Source organism: Acidobacteriaceae bacterium, assembly GCA_028283655.1.
Classification (GTDB): Bacteria; Acidobacteriota; Terriglobia; order Terriglobales; family Acidobacteriaceae; genus Granulicella.
This window is the reverse complement of sequence record JAPWKE010000003.1, coordinates 3,078,055-3,095,207: the sequence shown is the minus strand read 5'-3', so window position 1 is coordinate 3,095,207 and position 17,153 is coordinate 3,078,055. Positions and strand designations below refer to the sequence as shown.

The following is a 17,153-nucleotide window of genomic DNA, read 5'->3' as shown; positions in this document are numbered from 1 at the left end:
GCTGCCGTCTTTAGATCTTTGGAAAGATAGTAAGGCGAAGCTCGGTCGTTCCCAGCGGAACCAGCCGCAGCTTCGCCTTTGTTCCGTTTGCGGGGCGATCGGTGGGAAGAGCAGGCGTCAGACGATCGCCATTTGGCTCGGCTGGCGCGGTGGTGGTCCATGCAGGAAGCGTGGTGGCTTCCACGGTCAATGAGCAGGGTGGGTTTGCCCACGGGTCATTTGCTTCGCTGGTGTTGCGCTCAAGCGAAGGCAATGGCTGGTCTGCGATGCCATAGTTCCATGCCTGTGCGGTGTGCGCGTTCCATGCAGGGTACTCGGCGGTCGTCCACTTCGGCACGACATCGCTCGTCCACGCAGCGTCAAGTGCCTGTGTGTAGACCAGCGGACCGCACTCATAAGCGATGCCGTTATCGACGGTGTGAATGGCCTTCACTTCCATCGGCAGTCGCAGGCGGACGACGGTGCCGGGCTTGAAACGTCGGTCGAGCGTGATGAAGCCGTGCTCCACCGTGGGCATCGGCACATGCTGGCCGTCGATGCTCAGTTCTGGCTTCGCACACCAACCTGGGATGCGGAGTTTGAACGGAAACGTGACCGCGTGCGCCGCGTGGAGGGTGAAGTGGATGGTGTCGGCGAACGGATACTCCGTACGCTGCTCTAAGGTGACGAGAGTTTTGCTGTGGCCGACGTTGGCGCTTACGCTGCTTGCGCCATACATGGCAGCGACGAGCCCCCCGTCGCTGGTGGTCATCCACATACGCATGGCGTAGTTGGGGAAGAGGCGATGTACGTTGCCTCCGCAGCAGGCGGTGCCGCGGCCGGGGTTTGGCTGGTACGCCATCCAGTAGTTGCCGTGCTTCAGTTTGTTGTGGTTCGAGCTCTCGCTGGCAACGACCTGGTTGGGGCAGGAGAAGTACTGCAGCCCTTTCCAGTCTTTGCGGATTGCGCCCATGCCGGCGTTGAAGCAGGCGCGTTCGATGCGGTCGGCCCAGACGCCGTCTCCGGTGGTGGAGAGCAGATAGCCCCACGTCCAGGTGTGATCGGTGATGTCGCAGGTCTCATGCGAATCCAGCGCGGTCGTGGTGCCGAAGTGCTCGGTCGTGGAGGGGATGCCGTCGACGAGCATGTGATGGTCGAAGATGCGCTGCTGCGCTGCGAGAGCGAAGCGCAGGTACTCGGGCTTGCCGGTGTAGGCGTAGAGGATCGCTGGCAGCTTCGCCATCTCGGCGTATGTGACACCGTGCGCTGTGATGGGACCACCACCGAAGACGGCTTTGTCGTTGAGGTCGGCGGCATCATGCGGTTGGCCGGTTACATAGCCATGCCATGCGTGCTCCGCCATCGCGAGCAACGCGGGGTTGCCGGTGCGAGCGTAGCACCAGAGCATCGTCTCCACGTTGACGGTGTTGCGCGCGGCTATGTCGTAGCCGTCCTGATAGGAGAGATAGAAGGAAGAGAGTATCTCGGGAATGTTGGCGAGCGAACCGTTGTCCGAGAGTGCCGTGAGCGCACGGAAGAAGATCGCGTGCGGCCAGCGGTTGTAATCCAGCCCACCGTTGCGCATGTACTTCGGGCCGAGGTAGCTGCCGTTGGCGTGCGAGAGCGTGTAGCGAATGCGCTCGAGTGCGCGGTCCATCAGCTTCTGGTCGCCAGTGGTCAAGGCACAGCGCGTTGCGCCATCGACCCAATAAGCGACCTGCTCCCATGGCCACCAGGAGGGTGCCTGCTCTTCTCCCTGCCAGTAGGGTGTGTCGAAAGGCCAGGAGGTGTCGGCCAGAGCATAAGCAAGAGTGCTGGCCTGGCGTTTCAGATAGAGCTGCAGCCAGCCATGAGGCTGAATCGCATGAGAAGGAAGCTCTTCAAAAGCAGCCCATCGTTTCGCGACTGAGCCGACAGAAGCGCCCTGCGGTAGCGAGTTTGCGAGCAGGGGACGTACTGCGGCCGCGTCGAGCGCGGTAAGAAGAGAGAGAGAAAGGAAGTCGCGGCGATTGAGGGGGCTCATGAGAAGAAGCTCGTGCGAAACGTGCAGCCGAGAATGATGGAAACGTTACCACGCGGCGAGGATGACCGTAAAGCCTATCCGGCTCCGCTGCCTGTAACGATAGAACGGAGATCTCCGCTCTACGAGCAATCCTGCCGCTTTCGTTGCCCGCAGGTTGCATCTGGGGTATACTAGGGGAACGCTTGTAGGCGCGTAGCTCAGTTGGTTAGAGCGCTACCTTGACAAGGTAGAGGTCGATGGTTCGAGCCCATTCGTGCCTACCATTTTATCCAATCACTTAGATCAAATATAGCGAAAAGCTCAAACCCTCGTTCCACCCTTGATTAGGGGAACGAGGGTTTTGTTTTTGCGTGCTTAGACGTCGTTCTTCGCTCTAGTGCTGTGCGCGGCTCGATGAGGCATACCCATCAAGAGCTTCCTGCGGCTCCCGTCTCGGGGACGCTCGCTTCGCGGGCCGCCATGTCAGGTTTGATCGTCCATGCCGAGCGCGGATGCTGTGGTGCATTCCCCTGCACCCGCTTTGCACCCTGATTCTGCACCCGTGATTGCGGGGGATCAGGGATTGCTCTCCTATGCGCTCTCTAGAAATGCACGTAGAATTTGGGCGCTCATGTAAGCAGCGTAGCTCTGATAATCATCATTTTTAGAGGAATCAGCAAAATCGCATACTGACTTGATCGCTACCGCCCTGGGTTGCGGCAGCCGAGCGTCCATACAGGCTCCATAAACTCCATAGGCCTCCATATCGACACCACAGACCTTTCGATGCTGCTTCTCCACATTATCTAACTGTCTAGCGTCCCTGAGCACGGCTGCCCCCGAGGCCACCGGGCCAATGACAATATCTGCTGCTTCACTTGGCTTCTGGGCGGGCCAGTCATTTCGGATACGATCCACAAAGCCTCTATCGCCTGCCATTCTTTCGAATTTGAATTTCAGTGCAGAGTGTAGGGGTAATTGGTGTGGTGCAACGGCGAGCTCGGATCCGCCTCCATCGATAGTCTTCCACTTACCGCTCCCCCAATCCCAACAAGGATCTCCGACAATTACATCTCCGATTTTCACCCGTCCTCGAATACCAGCAGCAATTCCTGGCAAGCGCAACAGCTCCTCTCGATCTCTGCGTCGCAGCAGCCCTTCGATGGTCTGTGACTTGCGCTGTATGCGCTGGATCGCCTGTGTTTGCGCTCGATCTTCATTCACCGTCAGCACGAGGCAGCGATTCAGCAGCTCTTCGTCGATGTCGATCGCCGTCGTCGTGAGGAAGAGCATCACCGGGCCTTTGACGCGATACTCATGCGTGACGTGGCGACCGCTCACCGGGTCTTTGCCTGTCGATGCGATGCTCCCCTCACCTTCCGACTGCAACAGCTTAAGAGCGTAGGAGGCGCGCTGCGCTCCGCCCTCCTCCACGATGGCAAGCACTTTGTTTTGGAGATCGGTGTCGCCCATGTAGAACAGCAATTGGCCCGTCATGGCTGAGTACTGCACACGTTGCTCTTCCGGCACGAAGGCCAGCACCGCATCCATCAGCGAGTTTTTGCCCGCTGCCGACGACGATTGCACGATCACGGCCAGCGGCTTTTCAAGATGCCTCGACACCGCGCCCAGATAGCCGACGAGCTTGTTTGTTTCTTCGCCCACCGCACCGAGTCACAGACCCTTCCGAAGTCCACCATCTACTTCACCGTCGCCTCGCTCAACCGCGATCTGGAGTTCGCCATCGAACGCCTCGGCCAGCTCCGCGATCATAAGTTCAGACGCGAACCGATAGACGCCATCATCGCCAAGCTCGAGGAGCTGCGATGCTGGACCAACTCCGAGTTTCTGGAGGTCCAGGTCGAGCGCGAAGAGAAGGAGATTGGCCGCTGGGAGAAGCTCAGCCGAGCCTATGACGCCACATGGGAAGACCCCAACGACGTTCTCCTCGAAGCCGACCGCATACGCCGGGATCGCACCGCCGACCAGATCATTCAGGAAGTGGAACGAAGGCAGAGAGCGGCCAAGAAGAAGCCCGCCAAGTGACCTCGAACGAAGCTCAGACAGGGCCGGACATCGTCCGGCCTTGTTCGTTTTTCATTCGAGTTTGCGGCTGCTGCTGGCCGCTCGTAAGCCGACAGGCTTAGGGATGGTGTCTACCCATCAGCACTCGGTTCTTTCAAGAACAGAGGAGCAGACATGCTCCTCATACCGGGCCAACACCCGCAGCGGAGACGGCTGTCAGGGCCGACCGAAGGTCGCCGCGCAGCGGGCGAAGCGCCTTGACCGGCGTCGGAGCGGAGGGTACTTCGGCCACCGCGGCTCAGGGCTGGCCGCGCTTCTGCCAGTCCTCGAACAGCTCCAGCACACGGCTCGGCTTCCGCTTCTTCACCTCGGCTTCGATCTGCTTGTAGGTCTCGTTGGTCATCCGCTCGCCGCGTGCCAACACCGGCAGGATGTTCAGCAGCAGCAGCCGCAAGGACGCGATCTCCTCCAGCTCCACACTCGCGCGTGGTGGATGTTTGTCGCGCTCGATCTCGCCCAGCACCAGCCCGCGTATCAGCTCCGATGGCGTCTGCTTCCGCTTCTCCGCGAGCGCTTCGAACTCGTGCAACTCGGCCTCGTTGAGCTTCGTGCCGACGTGATTGGTGCGGAACTTCGCCGCTCGTGCCTTCATCGCCAGCAGGTTCGACTCGTTCAACATCGCCATGCCCGGAACCCTCCTCAACAGAGCGCGGATGCAGATGGATTCAAGGTTTCCCCACGGAACCCCTCATTTTCGCTAACTCCTTCGATGCAAGGACGTTTACCCAGGTGCACCCAGAGGTTTCCCCACAGTTCCCTCGCAGGGGTGGAGTGTCATGCCTCAACCCGATGCGAAGCAGCGTGGGTTTTATTCCCGCCAGTGATTTCAAGTTTCCCGACTTCCTGACCCTATGCGACGGGACAAGGAGGCCGTCGCACATGGTTCTAGCCAACCTGCTGGTCAACATCGGCCAGCTCGCCGTCGCCGTAATCGGCCTCGCCATCCTCATCCGCCGCAAGTAGGCCCCAGCCTCCTCGCACCGCATTCACCCTAACCCCAGACGCACCACAGGCCGCCTCGCGGCGGCCTGTACGGGCTTCTAGGGAGTTGGCGTGCCCTGAGCATGACCGCTCTCGTGAGGAGAAGTATCGGTGGCTGGACTGCTTTGCTTCTGGTACATGACGGTCGGCTTCACAGGTCGCGCCGTGACCTTCACATCCAGAGAGGGGAGCATTTCGACTTTGGCATTCGTCGGCTCTTCGGTCTCCGTGCCGGAGATTTCATACGTGTAGGTCACCGTGAACGCGCCGGTCACGTCGGCGGCGAAGTGCCACGTCTTCAGGTTCTCCAGCGTCGGCGACTCTAGCAACCTGCCCCCGGATGCTACGGCGGGTTTGGAGAGCACCTCGGTTTGAACGATCAACCCGTCTTTGACGGTCACCCGCACGGCCACCTTGCCGGTTACATGGGTGGCTTTAGCGATGGGAGGGTACATCGGCAGCGCCGCTCCCTGAAGGATCGGCACCGCCGATGCTGGCGTGTTCGGAGCAGTCTGCCCGGAAGCGGAGACCGTCAGCAAGATCGCAGCCCAGAGACCGGCGATACGGAGTTCATTGCGCATAGTGTTTACCTCCGTTGCCTAGTGAGGAACCGATGGAACCGTTGCCTTTGGAGTCACCCCATTCACGACCGAAGGGCCTTGATTGGTCGAAGACATCGGCTTGCCGCCCTGGTTGTAAATTGCATTGCCGCCAACGAGTCGATCCACCGTCCCCGGGATGTCGCTCGCACCTCTGCCTAGCAAGCATCCTCCAGAACCGCAGACGTAATTGCGGGATTCATTTCCGGAGTTCAGGATCGAATTCGTGACGCCATAGGCTCGCTGTTCTGATTGATACGGCGTGATGTTCATACCGGCGTGGATCGCTTGACCGTCCTCAGTGAGGCCGCTCTTCACCACGTCCTGAGCATCAGCAGCATGGCTTCCTTCATGCCCAACATCCGCAGTGAAGTCCGTACCACCATCCTTTGAGCTAAGCGTGATGGCCGAGTTTGCTCTTAGGCTTCCGTCTGCGGCAACTCCGATTGTTGAAACGGTATTCCCACCCTCACCGGATTTGGAGAGATCGGCGAAGCCGACAGAGACCCCGTTGTCCTTGTTCTGCGCACCGTAAGCGTTAGCCGCACGAGCCACATCCGCATCCTTCGAATTACGCAGACCAGCTAGCGATTTCTCAAGAGCTTGATCCTTTTTGGAGGAGCAGTCTTTGCTGTCCGTGCAGGTATACATTCCCGTTGGATCGGTGTTCGTCAGCGGGTTGTTGAGAACGTAGGAGTAGCGATTCAAGGACTGAGGGTTTGTCAGATCGCCGCCCAGCGGATCGGGACTCATGAACCTTCCCATTGAGCTGCTGTTGTAGCGAGCGCCGAAGTAATCTAAGCCGCTCTCCGCGTCACGTTCTTTGCCGGTAAAGTGCTGTTCGGTCGCATCATTCCCGGATCCTGAGCAATTAAGGCTGTCGCCGAAAGGTAGGCTGGTGCAAGTTTCTTCTACCTGCCCCGTTCCTGAGACTTGAGCTCTCCGACTTCCTAACCAATCGGATAGCTGGAAGTGTAGGCCGTATCCGTCATACGTTGCTAGGAGCTTGCCTCCGGCGTACGCATTTGTGTGAAGCCAGCCGCTGTAGTTTCCGCTGATCTCCGATACCTGCTCTCCGTCCAACCCTAGCAAGTACAGTCGATCGACAGCTGAACCTGCAAGTTTTGCCACACGACGTCCCTCTGCGTCGTACACATAATGCTCGTTGTTTGCGGTGAGGAGGCGTCCTTCAGCGTCATACGTATAGTTGTTGATTCCGCTTGTCAGGATGTTTCCAGCTGCATCGTAGCTATAAGAGTCGATTCGGTTATTGTTCTGCGAATACCCGTATGTCGCCTGGGTGACCGCGATCAGGGTGCTACCCGATAGGGCTTGTCCTTTGAAATTACCAAAAGAGTCGTAGCTCCAGTTCAGCTGTGCAGAGCCAAATGATGCATTGCCTTGGGAATTGCTGCCGGCGTTTCCTTGCACCAGGCGGTTAAGGTTATCGTATTGGTAGCTCCAACTGCCCATGACGCTATCACCTACGTTCAATAGATTTCCATTTTGAGTGTAGCTCGCCGCATAGGAGTAGCTAAACGGAGTTCCTGCATAGCCCGAGTCCGCACCTCCTGACATACCATTGCAAGAAATTCCCAGACTTGGTGTTTGGTTGGCGGTGTCAACTACCGCGCAAGTGAGTTGCCAATTCGTCGACGCCCCGCCGTCTGAATCTGCAACGAGTTCGAGAGTGTCGCCTGTAGGTTCATAGGCAATAATGTTTGACCAGGGCCCTGCCAAACGAGCAAGCAAGTCATCGAGCCCGAATCCTGGTCCCCAGGGCACAGTTACTGTTATTCCTTGCATAGATATCAGGAAATAACCACTATCTGTACTGGCTGTTGATACCTGTCCGGCGTCAGCCCCCCCTTCAAGGACGGAATAATATTCCGTGCTGTTACCACTGCCATCTACAACGGTCATCTCAACCCCGTAGTTGCTGCTGCTCCCTGGAGTCAGGGCTGAAAGACTCAATATACTGCCCTGTGACAGGGTAGAGATAACTACGGGAGCGTGTCCCTGTGATGCTGTATTCAATGCATTTGAAAGGCTCGTCGCGAGCGTACTCGCATCTTGGCCGCTGTAATGTATGGTCGTATTGTAATTGTCCGTATCATTCCATAGCCGAACGGTGATGTCGCCAGTATCAGGAATCGGGTTCTCACACGTGATCTGCGCAAAACATAGAGTCATGGAGTTGTTAGCATTGGATAGCGATCCCGTATAACCACCGGTGCCTCCAGCGATTGTAATGTTTCCCGTCCCAACAACGCTGCTGCTCAATAACTTTAGCGTCCCTGTGCTTCCGACGGCTACCGACGACTCGGCGCCGATTGTGCTGGTATATCCCTCCGTAGCTAGTTGTAAACGATTGTTATATGTCCTCTGCTGCGTGATTGTCGGTTGTTGGCTGGATGCTGGAATACCAATCCACGAGTTGTTTAGACCAACTGCGCTGTACTGCTGATCGGCCGAAGCAGGGGCCGCAAATAATGTCGCCGGATGCGTCGCATCATCCCAGGTGCTCAGGACAGACTGGAGTCGAGCTGCGCTGTCATATTGATAGGTTAGGCCTATACCCATATAGGGCACACCGTTATTGGAACTGGTAACATTGCCCGCATAGTCGTAGGTGTAGTTGAAGACGAAGGGAGTGTTTCCAGTACAGGCACTAGCGTAGGGGCACTGCTGATCCTGTACGATACGCCCCATCGCATCGTAGCTGAGGATGAAGCGCTGAGAAATGGGCGATGCTGATGTGCCCGTAAATTCTGACACCAGGTGTCCTACCGCATTTGGGATGGTGCTGCCAGAGACGACGTCGTAGTTGTATGTGACAGGGGGCGTGCTTGTGGCGATGGCAGTGGCAGCACTTGAAGATCCTGCATAGGTTTTCGTTGCTACACGGTTCAGGGCATCGTACGTATAGCTGACTGTTACCCCGCGAGAATCGGTCTTGGAGAGAACGTTGCCGTTCGGATCGTAGGTATAGATGGTGCTCCAATGGGAGCCGTCACAAGATGTACCTGCGGCGAGGGCCTCAGAATTACATGCTTTCGTCAACCTCGAGAGAGAATCATAGGCGAACTGACGCACACGAGGTGTATCTCCTGCGACGCCCAGCTGGTTTACGGAGAGCAGGTTGTTCAAGGCATCGTAGGTGTACTTCGTGACCGCACCATTAGGTTCAACCACCGCGATCAACCGGCCAAAGGCATCATTGATCAGTTGACGATCATTGCCTAATTCATCCGCTTGGTCTACCCATGAAACATTCGACAGCCCACTGACATTTGGCTTGCAATTTGCCTGGGCTGCCGTACCAATGTCGTCATAGCACCATGAGAGATGAGATCCGTCTTGTTGAGTCTGAACGGCCTTTCGATTCAACGCATCATAGGTTAGCGATGTCACTCCATAGCTTGAATCTGCCGTGCTTCGATAAGGATTGGACGTCCTGATAGGCCTGCCCAAACCGTCATAGACGCTATCAGCATAATCATTTCCAGACGGATCTGACACCAGCTTCGTTTGGATTACCTGTCCGACACCATTCATTACTGCAACCGTGGTCTTGGATGCGCCACTGGCGTTCAACAGAACTGTCGTGGTCACAGTCGGATTCGGGCCGCTATCGTTGTAAGCAGTGGTCGCTTTTCCACTATCTGGGTAGTCTGTCTCAGTCAAACGATTCCAAGCGTCATTGTAGTAATAGCGTGTCGTTTGGCCATTTTCGTCTGTTGTTGCTCGGAGGACACCCTTGTTGTAGTCATACTGGAACGACTCCGTGTGCGCCACGCCGTTTGTTGTGGGGTATGTTACGTGGGTCAGATATGTATTTGTGTTTCCGGGAGCTGTACCGTCATCTGTCGTGAAATTGTCGACATATGAGTATGAAGTTTGGTTACCCTTCGCATCCGTTTTCGAAGTCACCTGTCCGGTCTCATCGTAGGTCAGATGGACTACCGAGTCGGCACATTGCTGTAAGCACCTCTTCGAAATAGTCGTCACATTGCCGCGTGGAGAGGTTGAACTAGTGCTATAGTTTGCTTCGTCATGAGCGAGAGCTCCAGATACAGGTGTGACTGCATACTCATCGTATCCATAATCAGTTTCCGCAATGAGCGTTCCGTAGCCATAGACTTTCACACTCGCAGGTTGATCGAGGATCGATGGCGCAGTGATGTAGATCGCTGTAGTGGCGAAGCTTTGGTAGGTGGTCACCGTTTCGCGAGCAGGAGTAGTGCTTGGCTGTGTGCATGAGCTAGAGACAGTTCCGTAGTCATATTCAGCAACATCCGTTTTAAGATTGAGCCTTCCACCGTTTACATACTGATAGAAGACGCCAGATGTTAGACCACTTGCCAACGTCGTACACTCTGCTGCTTCTGGACCAAATTGGTTGTAGGCTTTAGTGACGGTTTTCGCGACGCTACCATCAGCATTCTTATAAACAATCGAAATTTCGCCATGAGGAGCCGAAGGCCAGTCAGTATCATATGTATAGACGACCTGAGTTGACGTAGAGCTAGATTGTGTTAGGTCAATCGTTGTGACTGTAGTGGTGGTAGTACGATCTCCTCCCTGAGCCGTTGATGCTGCATAAGCGAAGTCCTCCTCTTTGGCCGGATTGACGCCATCGTAGCTCGTGACTCGTTTTGTGATCGCGGGAGCGTCTTCTAGATACGTGCAACCTCCGTCATTCCCGTCCGAGTAAAACTCCGAAAGAATCTGGGGAATTACACTCCACGTATAGCTGACAGTGGCTCCGGTTGGGTAGGTTATCTTGGACATTCCAAAAGGCGAGTTCCACTCAAAAATATATTGTTGTCCATTCGGTAGTGATAGATGTGAGCGGACACCTGTTTGGCTAGAGGACGGAGCTTGGGTGGCGGTCTGTGCTGGGCACAGGGAATTAGAACCACCGTTAAGGTGGATCGTGTAGCCAGGATTCGCATAAGAAGATCCATCTGCGACGCTGCTGAGTTGAAACTGCCCGGAAATTCCTGGAACAGTAAGGGTTCTCGTTGAGCCTGAGGTGGACAGGACCGGTGCCGTCCGACCACTTCCATACATGCCATTGCCGTTTGTATCCTCAGAAAGCCAATTTGTTGTTCCTTGTCCTGACGATAGCTGTGCTGGCCCCAAGCCAACGATCATGGCATTTCCGTGGAGATCAGCGATCACAACTTGTCCACCGGAGTTAATGCTTCCATCGGAGGATCCGATGGAAGCGCTATAATTTGGGTCGCCCGCAACCCATGATGCGCCAACCCCGAATGTACCGCACCCTTCTCCGCCATCGTTACTTTGGTCGACGATATATGTGAGACTTAAATTATGCCGCCCTCCGTTGGGGTCGTTATACAAATAGTTCGAGTAGTATCCACAGTTTATTAATGGGTACAAGAGGGAAGCGGGGGACAGTAATGAATATTCTCCTGATGCATAGCTATTTGCGCGGAATAGTACGGTCGATCCGTCAGTAAATCCAGATGTGGCGTAAGTTGTGAGTGATGAACTTATGAGGTTTTCTGTGCTCAGTGATGGACCGCCGTGAGGTGGATCTCCATCCAGCATGAAAGAGCTTAGACGATTTCCATCGCTCACGGTATCCCACTGCGGAACAAAAACGAATTGAGGAGATGAGTCATACATGTAGATGAACGAAGGAAGGCTATTTCCTCGCTCCTTTGGTACCGGAGCGGCCATACGAATACTCAGCGAACCATTCGATGGGCTCACTACATCATTCAGCATCTGCAAGTAACTCGCGCCTGATCCGGGAGTGGGGGTCTGCGTGTTCCCGCCGATCTGGGTGTATTGCGCGAAAGATGCAGAACTAAACGATAAGCCTAACGCCAGCGATAGAAGCAACCGCAAGGCACTACGCCTTACTCTGTAGTTTAGAAAACCATTCATTAGCCGCCCCTTAGTTACTTATCAATCGTGAGTTCGCACTCCGAGAACTTGCGAGCAGATCGTTGGTGTAACATCACGCGAAGCGTGCTTCCCTGGACTATCCAACGAGCTGGGAAGACCTTACTTGGATCATTCCCCAGCAACGGATCGTCGCAATGATGCGTGAAAGTAATGACTTGCGAATTGCCGCCTTGCTGTAGCGTTCCCGTTCCATGTCCAATCAATCTTGTTGGAGTGTGTGCCCACTCGGTATGAGATACCTGGACACCCAAGGGGTAGGCTCCAACAGGGATGCCCGTGCCGTCCTGCTGTCCGACTAATCGGTCGCCGATGCAACAGCTAACACAGAACATGGATATGAATAGGGTCCGCCTGGACAGCATTAAACTTCTCCTGAATGCGAGTTGGTGCGTCAACGCAAAGCGGACGGCTGTAAGCTTGCGGCGGAAACGCGATCTCATCTGCGAACAGATTTCATGAGTCATAGGTTTCACTAAAATCGCTAGTATTTTATGTGAGCTGAATCCTAGAAATGATATTCAGATATGGCAATCTATCTTTAGTCATACATCGTGGATGCGGTCAGCTAATACACGATTCCATCGTAAGGAGCACAGTAGTATGGATCTACATCTGCGTGCGTTTTAGCGATCACACCCTCACAAATCACTCTTGGAAGGACTGCCCCAGAGCATTCGTTTCGGATTCCTCACCACCTCAGCGAGGAGCTGACTTTACAGTTTGCGACTGGCATGGTCGCTAGACGGCTTTCACGGGCTTATTCGTTCTGTGTGCGTGGCCCTTGACAAGGTAGAGGTTGATGGTTCGAGCCCATTCGTGCCTACCATTTCATCCCTTCACCTTGATGAAATACTCGAAAACTTTCACCCGCGTTTCTCCCTTGAGTAGGGCAGGCGCGGGTTTCGTGTTTGTGTGCACCTTATGCCGTCAGGCAAGCTCTCCTCGAAGGGCGTTTGCTCCTGGCAAAGCTTAGTGGGCAGCTACCGGCGTCGTCACCAGCGTTAGCCCAGCTTGTTTCACCAGCGCTGTGAACTCCGGCAAGTTTCGTAGGCTGCTGTAGTTCGGCAACACGGCCAAGCTCAGCATCGAGGTGTCGTGCCGGTCGATCGCTTCATGGATGGACTGGAGCGCGAGTTGACGCTCTCCAGCTACCGGATACCACTCCGCCAGGACGAAGTCGTTCGGATGAGACTCGATTCCTTTGCCGTCGTGGATTGCCTGAATACGTACGCGCGCATAGGCCGAGACGCCGCCACGGCGAAAGGCTTCAAGTCCTTGCTCCTCCAGCACGGCGCGGTCATGGTCGCCTTCCTTCAGCGCCATCTCATGCCACTCCTGAATGGCGTCGGTGTACTGCCCCATATTCCACTCTGCGTTGGCGATGGAGTCTGCCGCGCGCGCTGCGTTTGGAGCGAGTTGACGCAGCTTCGCGATGTCCTGCTGCAGCCGGGCGGCGTTTCCGGCGATCCCCGAGATATGAGCGTCCGTGATGTAGGCCGAAACCCAGAACGGATCGTTCGCATGAGCAATATCGAGTTGTGCCAGCGCGCGAGTGAACTGGCCTTCTTCGCAGTAGAGCAGCGCCATGCCTTGCCGGTAGAACGGAAGGTTCGGATCGATGGAGATCGCTTGTGCCAGTTCCTTCTCGCCCTCGGCCAGATGGAACTCGTGGAAAGCAGCAATGAGGCCGAGGATGGCGTGTGGCTCTGCCGAGTGTGGGTCCAACTCAAGAGCTTTCCGGGCCGACTCCTGGGCAAGCTTCAGGCTTTCTTCGGCAGGCATGGCTCCGGCCTGCTGAAGAAAGAAGTAGGCTCGCGCTTGCCCGGAGTAGGCTTTTGCAAATCCCGGATCAAGGCGAATGGCCTGCTTATACTCCTGCAGGGCCTGCTGCATGGAGTCGGGCGAGGGCTGCGAGAGATGATAGCCCGCACGCAGGTAGGCGTCATATGCGGCGTCATTACTCACGCCGCTCGCCGCCTCCGTACTGCGGCCGCCTGTAAGTTGCTGCGGCAGTTCATGTTGCACCTGATCCCGAAGGCGGGCAATCTGCTCGCGCGGAACGCTGTACTGCAACGTGATGATGTGCGAAAGGTCGCTGCCGTGCACGAGTTCCAGGTCCAGTTGGCAGCGGTCCTGCTGTAGCTGGAAGTGTCCCAGCACCAGCACATCCAGCCCCAGAGCGATCGCTCGCTGGCGGAAGTCCTGCGAGCCGATATCGAAGGCTTCCAGCGAGTGCGCCGCCCGGACGGCGACATGCGAGCGGTCGGAGAGCGAATCGGTCAGATCGAGCCGAAAGCTTTCAGCAAGCTCCTTCGAGGCCGGGTCATTGGGGGTTTGAAATGGCGGGATGCCGACGGTAGTGACGTATATCTGTGGCGTCACCTGGCGATGTACGCTGACGAAGTACCATCCCGCTGACGCTACGACGAGCACCAGGCACGCCGTCAGCCCATACCAAAGGCTCCGACCAGGCAACGATTTTTCGGCAGATCCCAGAACAATTTCCGCTGGCGGAGTGAGCTTCTCGGCTGGGAGATCGCGGCGCTCGGGTGCGGCAAAGGCGCTGAGTTCTGTCGGGGCGGCGGGCAGAGGGGCAACGTTTGTGCTCCCTACAGGGGCTACCCGTTGAACTTTCGCCTCAAAGCGATACCCGCGCTTGGGGATGTTGACGATATACGGCTGTTCGGTGGAGCGGTCGCCCATGAGGTAGCGAAGACGGCTGACCGCGTTGGTCAGAATCTTGTCGTGGTTCAGATAGTTCTGGTCGGGCCAGAGTGCGTGTTTGATCTGCTCACGCGTTACCAGCGTCCCGGCGTTCTCCAGCAGGAGAGTCAGCAAGTCGGCGATCTGCTGATTGATCGGCACACGTCGGCCACGGTTCGTAAGCTCTCCGGTAACCGGATCGAATACGAAGGTGGCGAAGGTGAAAACCGTTCGCTGAGATGTCTCCATGCCGCATTCTCGCAATTTGTGGCGAGCGAGACAATCGGCATGACAGGTTGACGCGGATGATGCCGTTCATCGCCCCGTCATATATTTCATTCATATGAAAAGAGATAGCCTGAGGCATCCAGGTAAAAAGATCATTCAAAAATGAGTCTTGCTACGGCGCTCAAGAGCTTTCATAGTCAGCGATATCACGATCCACTGCCTCCAAAACCCTCCGCACCAGGTCGAGCTTCGCGGAGGGTCTTTCTTTCCAACTGGCTCCGCTGCGAACGATTTGCTGCTTCGCAGGCGACGGATCCCGTGTACCTGCCAGATGTCTTGGCCCCATCTTCCTGCTTTGAGGAGACAGCTCTTGAGACGCCTCTACCGCTTCATCGCTCTGTTTGTGCTGACCACCCTGTCAGCCAGCCTTGCCTTCGGGCAGACCACGGCCCAATACTCAGCGCTCTACAGCCTGAACTCGGCCACCGACGGCCAAAGCCTTTACGGCCACCTGATCCAGGCAGCCGACGGCAATCTCTGGGGTATGTCCTGGCGGGCTGGCACCGGCGGGTATGGCGTGATCTTCAAGATCACTACGGCCGGCGTGTTCACTCCTGTCTATTCGTTCTCGAATGGCGCGAGCGGCTACTACCCGGAAGACAGTCTGATCCAGGGTACGGACGGCAACTTCTACGGCACAACTTATCTCGGTGGCAATCCTGCGGGCGGCGTGATCTTCAAGCTGACCCCAAGCGGCGTCTACACCGTGTTGCATAGCTTCACCAAGGCGACCGACGGCTCGGGCGTCTTTGCCACGCTGGTGGAAGGAACCGACGGCGCTCTCTATGGCACGGCCTCCGGCGGCGGCAGCCTGAGCTTTGGCACCGTCTTCAAGATGACAAAGGACGGCAACTTCACCACGCTGCACACCTTTACCGGCATGAACGCTGACGAAAGCAATCCGTATGTCGGCATGATTCAAGGTGATGACGGCCTTTTCTATGGCACCACCAACACGAACGAAACCGGCGACACGAACTACTTCAACGGTTCTGTCTTCTCCATGACGGCCGACGGTCAGACCTTCACAACCCTCCACCACTTTCTGACGGTAGATGGTGGCGGATCCGATGGTGCGCTCGTCGAAGGACCGGATGGCAGCTTCTATGGTGCGAACCACAACTACGGCCTCTTTCTGAATGGCGACGACGAAACGGGCCAGGGCAGTGTCTACAAGGTGGCCAAGGACGGCACGCTGACTGTGCTGCATCTCTTCACCGGCGCAAACGGCGATAGCGGACGCCCGGAAGGTCAGTTGACGCTGGGCACGGACGGCAACTTCTACGGCACAACGACGGAATCGCCCTCGACGGTCTACCAGATCACGCCGACCGGAACCAAGACGATCCTGAAAACGATGACGACCTCGGCAACCGATGGAACGGACCCGCTCGCTGCTCCGATCTTCGGTGCAGACGGCAACCTCTACGGTGTCGCCGGCGGTGGCGCCAACGGCGTGGGCCTGATTTATAAGGCGGTGCTGACGCCTTCGGTTGCAGCGCCTGTTCAGCTTGCTCTTTCGGCAAGCACCGTAACGCTCGGCGGCTCGGCGACCCTCAACTGGACGGTGACGAACGCCTTCTCCGACACCATGCGTATGTGCGCCGCATTCGTGCAGAACAACGCCGTCGGTGGTGGTACCTGGACCGGTGTGCAGACGGGCGTCGTTGCCGGCACGCTGTGGCAGGGCCAGTCGACGATCGTTCCGACGCAGTCCGGCACCTTCACCTACGCGCTCACCTGCGGCGGTACAGAGTCCGGCTTCGCTACGCTGACTGTCCCTGCAATGACCGCAACCGCACCCACGCTGTCGAACGCTACCGTAGGCTCGGCCTATAGCGCATCGTTCACCACCAGCAATGGCCTGAGCCCGCTCACCTGGTCGGTTTCGGCGGGTGCTCTGCCTCCGGGCCTCACGGTGAACTCCTCCAACGGCGCGATCTCCGGCACACCTACGCTCGCTGGAACCTATAGCTTCACGGTGACTGTCGGAGACAGCGAAACATCGCCTGCAACGTTCAGCTTCCCGCTCACGCTGACGGTCACCGCAGCTACTCCGACGGTCGTGGGCACGCCTTCCTCGTTCACGCTGACTGCAGGTCAGTCGGCCAACGCGATGCTGGCGCTGTCGAACTTCACCAGCAGCGCGTTCACCATCACCTGCGCAGGCTTGCCTGCAGGGTCGGTCTGCACACCGGGAACGGTCGCCGGCAGTGTTGGTTCGAACACGCTTCCGCTGTCGATCACAACGCAACGCAGCCTCGCTCTCGTGAAAACGCAGAGCAACGGTCTGATGCTGGCCTTCGCCTTCCCGGGAACGCTTGCAATCCTGCTGGCGTTCCGTCGCCGCTCAATGCTCGTACGTAGCTCTGCTCTGGCGGTGCTGCTGCTCGGTATGGGCTTCGGACTCAGCGGATGCTCGGACTCCCCCGCGAAGACCACAACCTATGGAACGCCTACTGGCTCCAGCACCGTAACGGTGACGGCCACCGCTGGCACACAAACAGCGACGACCACGATCACGATGACGGTGCAGTAAACCGCGTACCGATCTTCATGCCAGTGCCTGCGGT

Annotated in this window: 9 protein-coding genes and 1 tRNA gene; 4 read left to right on the top strand and 6 right to left on the bottom strand. The window is 56.8% G+C overall.

Going from position 1 to position 17,153, the window contains the following annotated elements; translation table 11 throughout:
- Positions 1–10 precede the first annotated feature (10 nt).
- Entirely contained in the window at positions 11–2,002 is a 1,992-nt protein-coding gene (locus PW792_15745) for a glycoside hydrolase family 127 protein (GenBank protein ID MDE1163376.1), read from the bottom strand.
- A 186-nt stretch (positions 2,003–2,188) separates the two neighbouring features.
- On the opposite strand from PW792_15745, the gene PW792_15740 reads away from it, so the two are divergent.
- Positions 2,189–2,265: transfer RNA gene (locus PW792_15740), tRNA-Val, on the top strand.
- A 307-nt stretch (positions 2,266–2,572) separates the two neighbouring features.
- Here the strand turns inward: PW792_15740 and PW792_15735 are convergent.
- On the bottom strand, positions 2,573–3,646 hold the full coding sequence (locus tag PW792_15735) for a hypothetical protein (protein MDE1163375.1): 1,074 nt from the start codon (positions 3,644–3,646) through the stop codon (positions 2,573–2,575).
- Between PW792_15735 and PW792_15730 the strand changes: the two genes are divergently transcribed.
- Positions 3,593–4,027: a hypothetical protein gene (locus tag PW792_15730; GenBank protein MDE1163374.1), complete on the top strand. Its 435-nt coding sequence runs from the start codon at positions 3,593–3,595 to the stop codon at positions 4,025–4,027. The two genes, PW792_15735 and PW792_15730, sit on opposite strands and share 54 nt — an antisense overlap.
- Positions 4,028–4,304: 277 nt before the next feature.
- Here the strand turns inward: PW792_15730 and PW792_15725 are convergent, their stop codons facing one another.
- The gene (locus PW792_15725; GenBank protein ID MDE1163373.1) at positions 4,305–4,691 is read right to left on the bottom strand and encodes a hypothetical protein; all 387 of its coding nucleotides are present in this window, start codon (positions 4,689–4,691) and stop codon (positions 4,305–4,307) included.
- Positions 4,692–4,867: 176 nt separating this feature from the next.
- On the opposite strand from PW792_15725, the gene PW792_15720 reads away from it, so the two are divergent.
- Positions 4,868–5,029 carry a hypothetical protein gene (locus tag PW792_15720; GenBank protein MDE1163372.1) on the top strand — a complete coding sequence of 54 codons (162 nt, stop codon included), beginning with the start codon at positions 4,868–4,870 and terminating at the stop codon, positions 5,027–5,029.
- 77 nt (positions 5,030–5,106) lie between these two features.
- On the opposite strand, the gene PW792_15715 is transcribed toward PW792_15720, so the two are convergent.
- The 3 genes from PW792_15715 to PW792_15705 all read right to left on the bottom strand — a co-directional run bounded on the left by PW792_15715 (position 5,107) and on the right by PW792_15705 (position 14,541).
- Positions 5,107–5,628, bottom strand: coding sequence for an energy transducer TonB (locus tag PW792_15715; GenBank protein MDE1163371.1), 522 nt, complete (start codon positions 5,626–5,628; stop codon positions 5,107–5,109).
- A gap of 18 nt (positions 5,629–5,646) precedes the next feature.
- Positions 5,647–10,833 carry a hypothetical protein gene (locus PW792_15710; GenBank protein ID MDE1163370.1) on the bottom strand — a complete coding sequence of 1,729 codons (5,187 nt, stop codon included), beginning with the start codon at positions 10,831–10,833 and terminating at the stop codon, positions 5,647–5,649.
- A gap of 1,725 nt (positions 10,834–12,558) precedes the next feature.
- The gene (locus tag PW792_15705; GenBank protein MDE1163369.1) at positions 12,559–14,541 is read right to left on the bottom strand and encodes a winged helix-turn-helix domain-containing protein; all 1,983 of its coding nucleotides are present in this window, start codon (positions 14,539–14,541) and stop codon (positions 12,559–12,561) included.
- Positions 14,542–14,890: 349 nt separating this feature from the next.
- Between PW792_15705 and PW792_15700 the strand changes: the two genes are divergently transcribed.
- Complete coding sequence (locus PW792_15700; protein ID MDE1163368.1) at positions 14,891–17,119, top strand: putative Ig domain-containing protein; 2,229 nt, start codon at positions 14,891–14,893, stop codon at positions 17,117–17,119.
- The last annotated feature ends 34 nt before the right edge of the window (positions 17,120–17,153 follow it).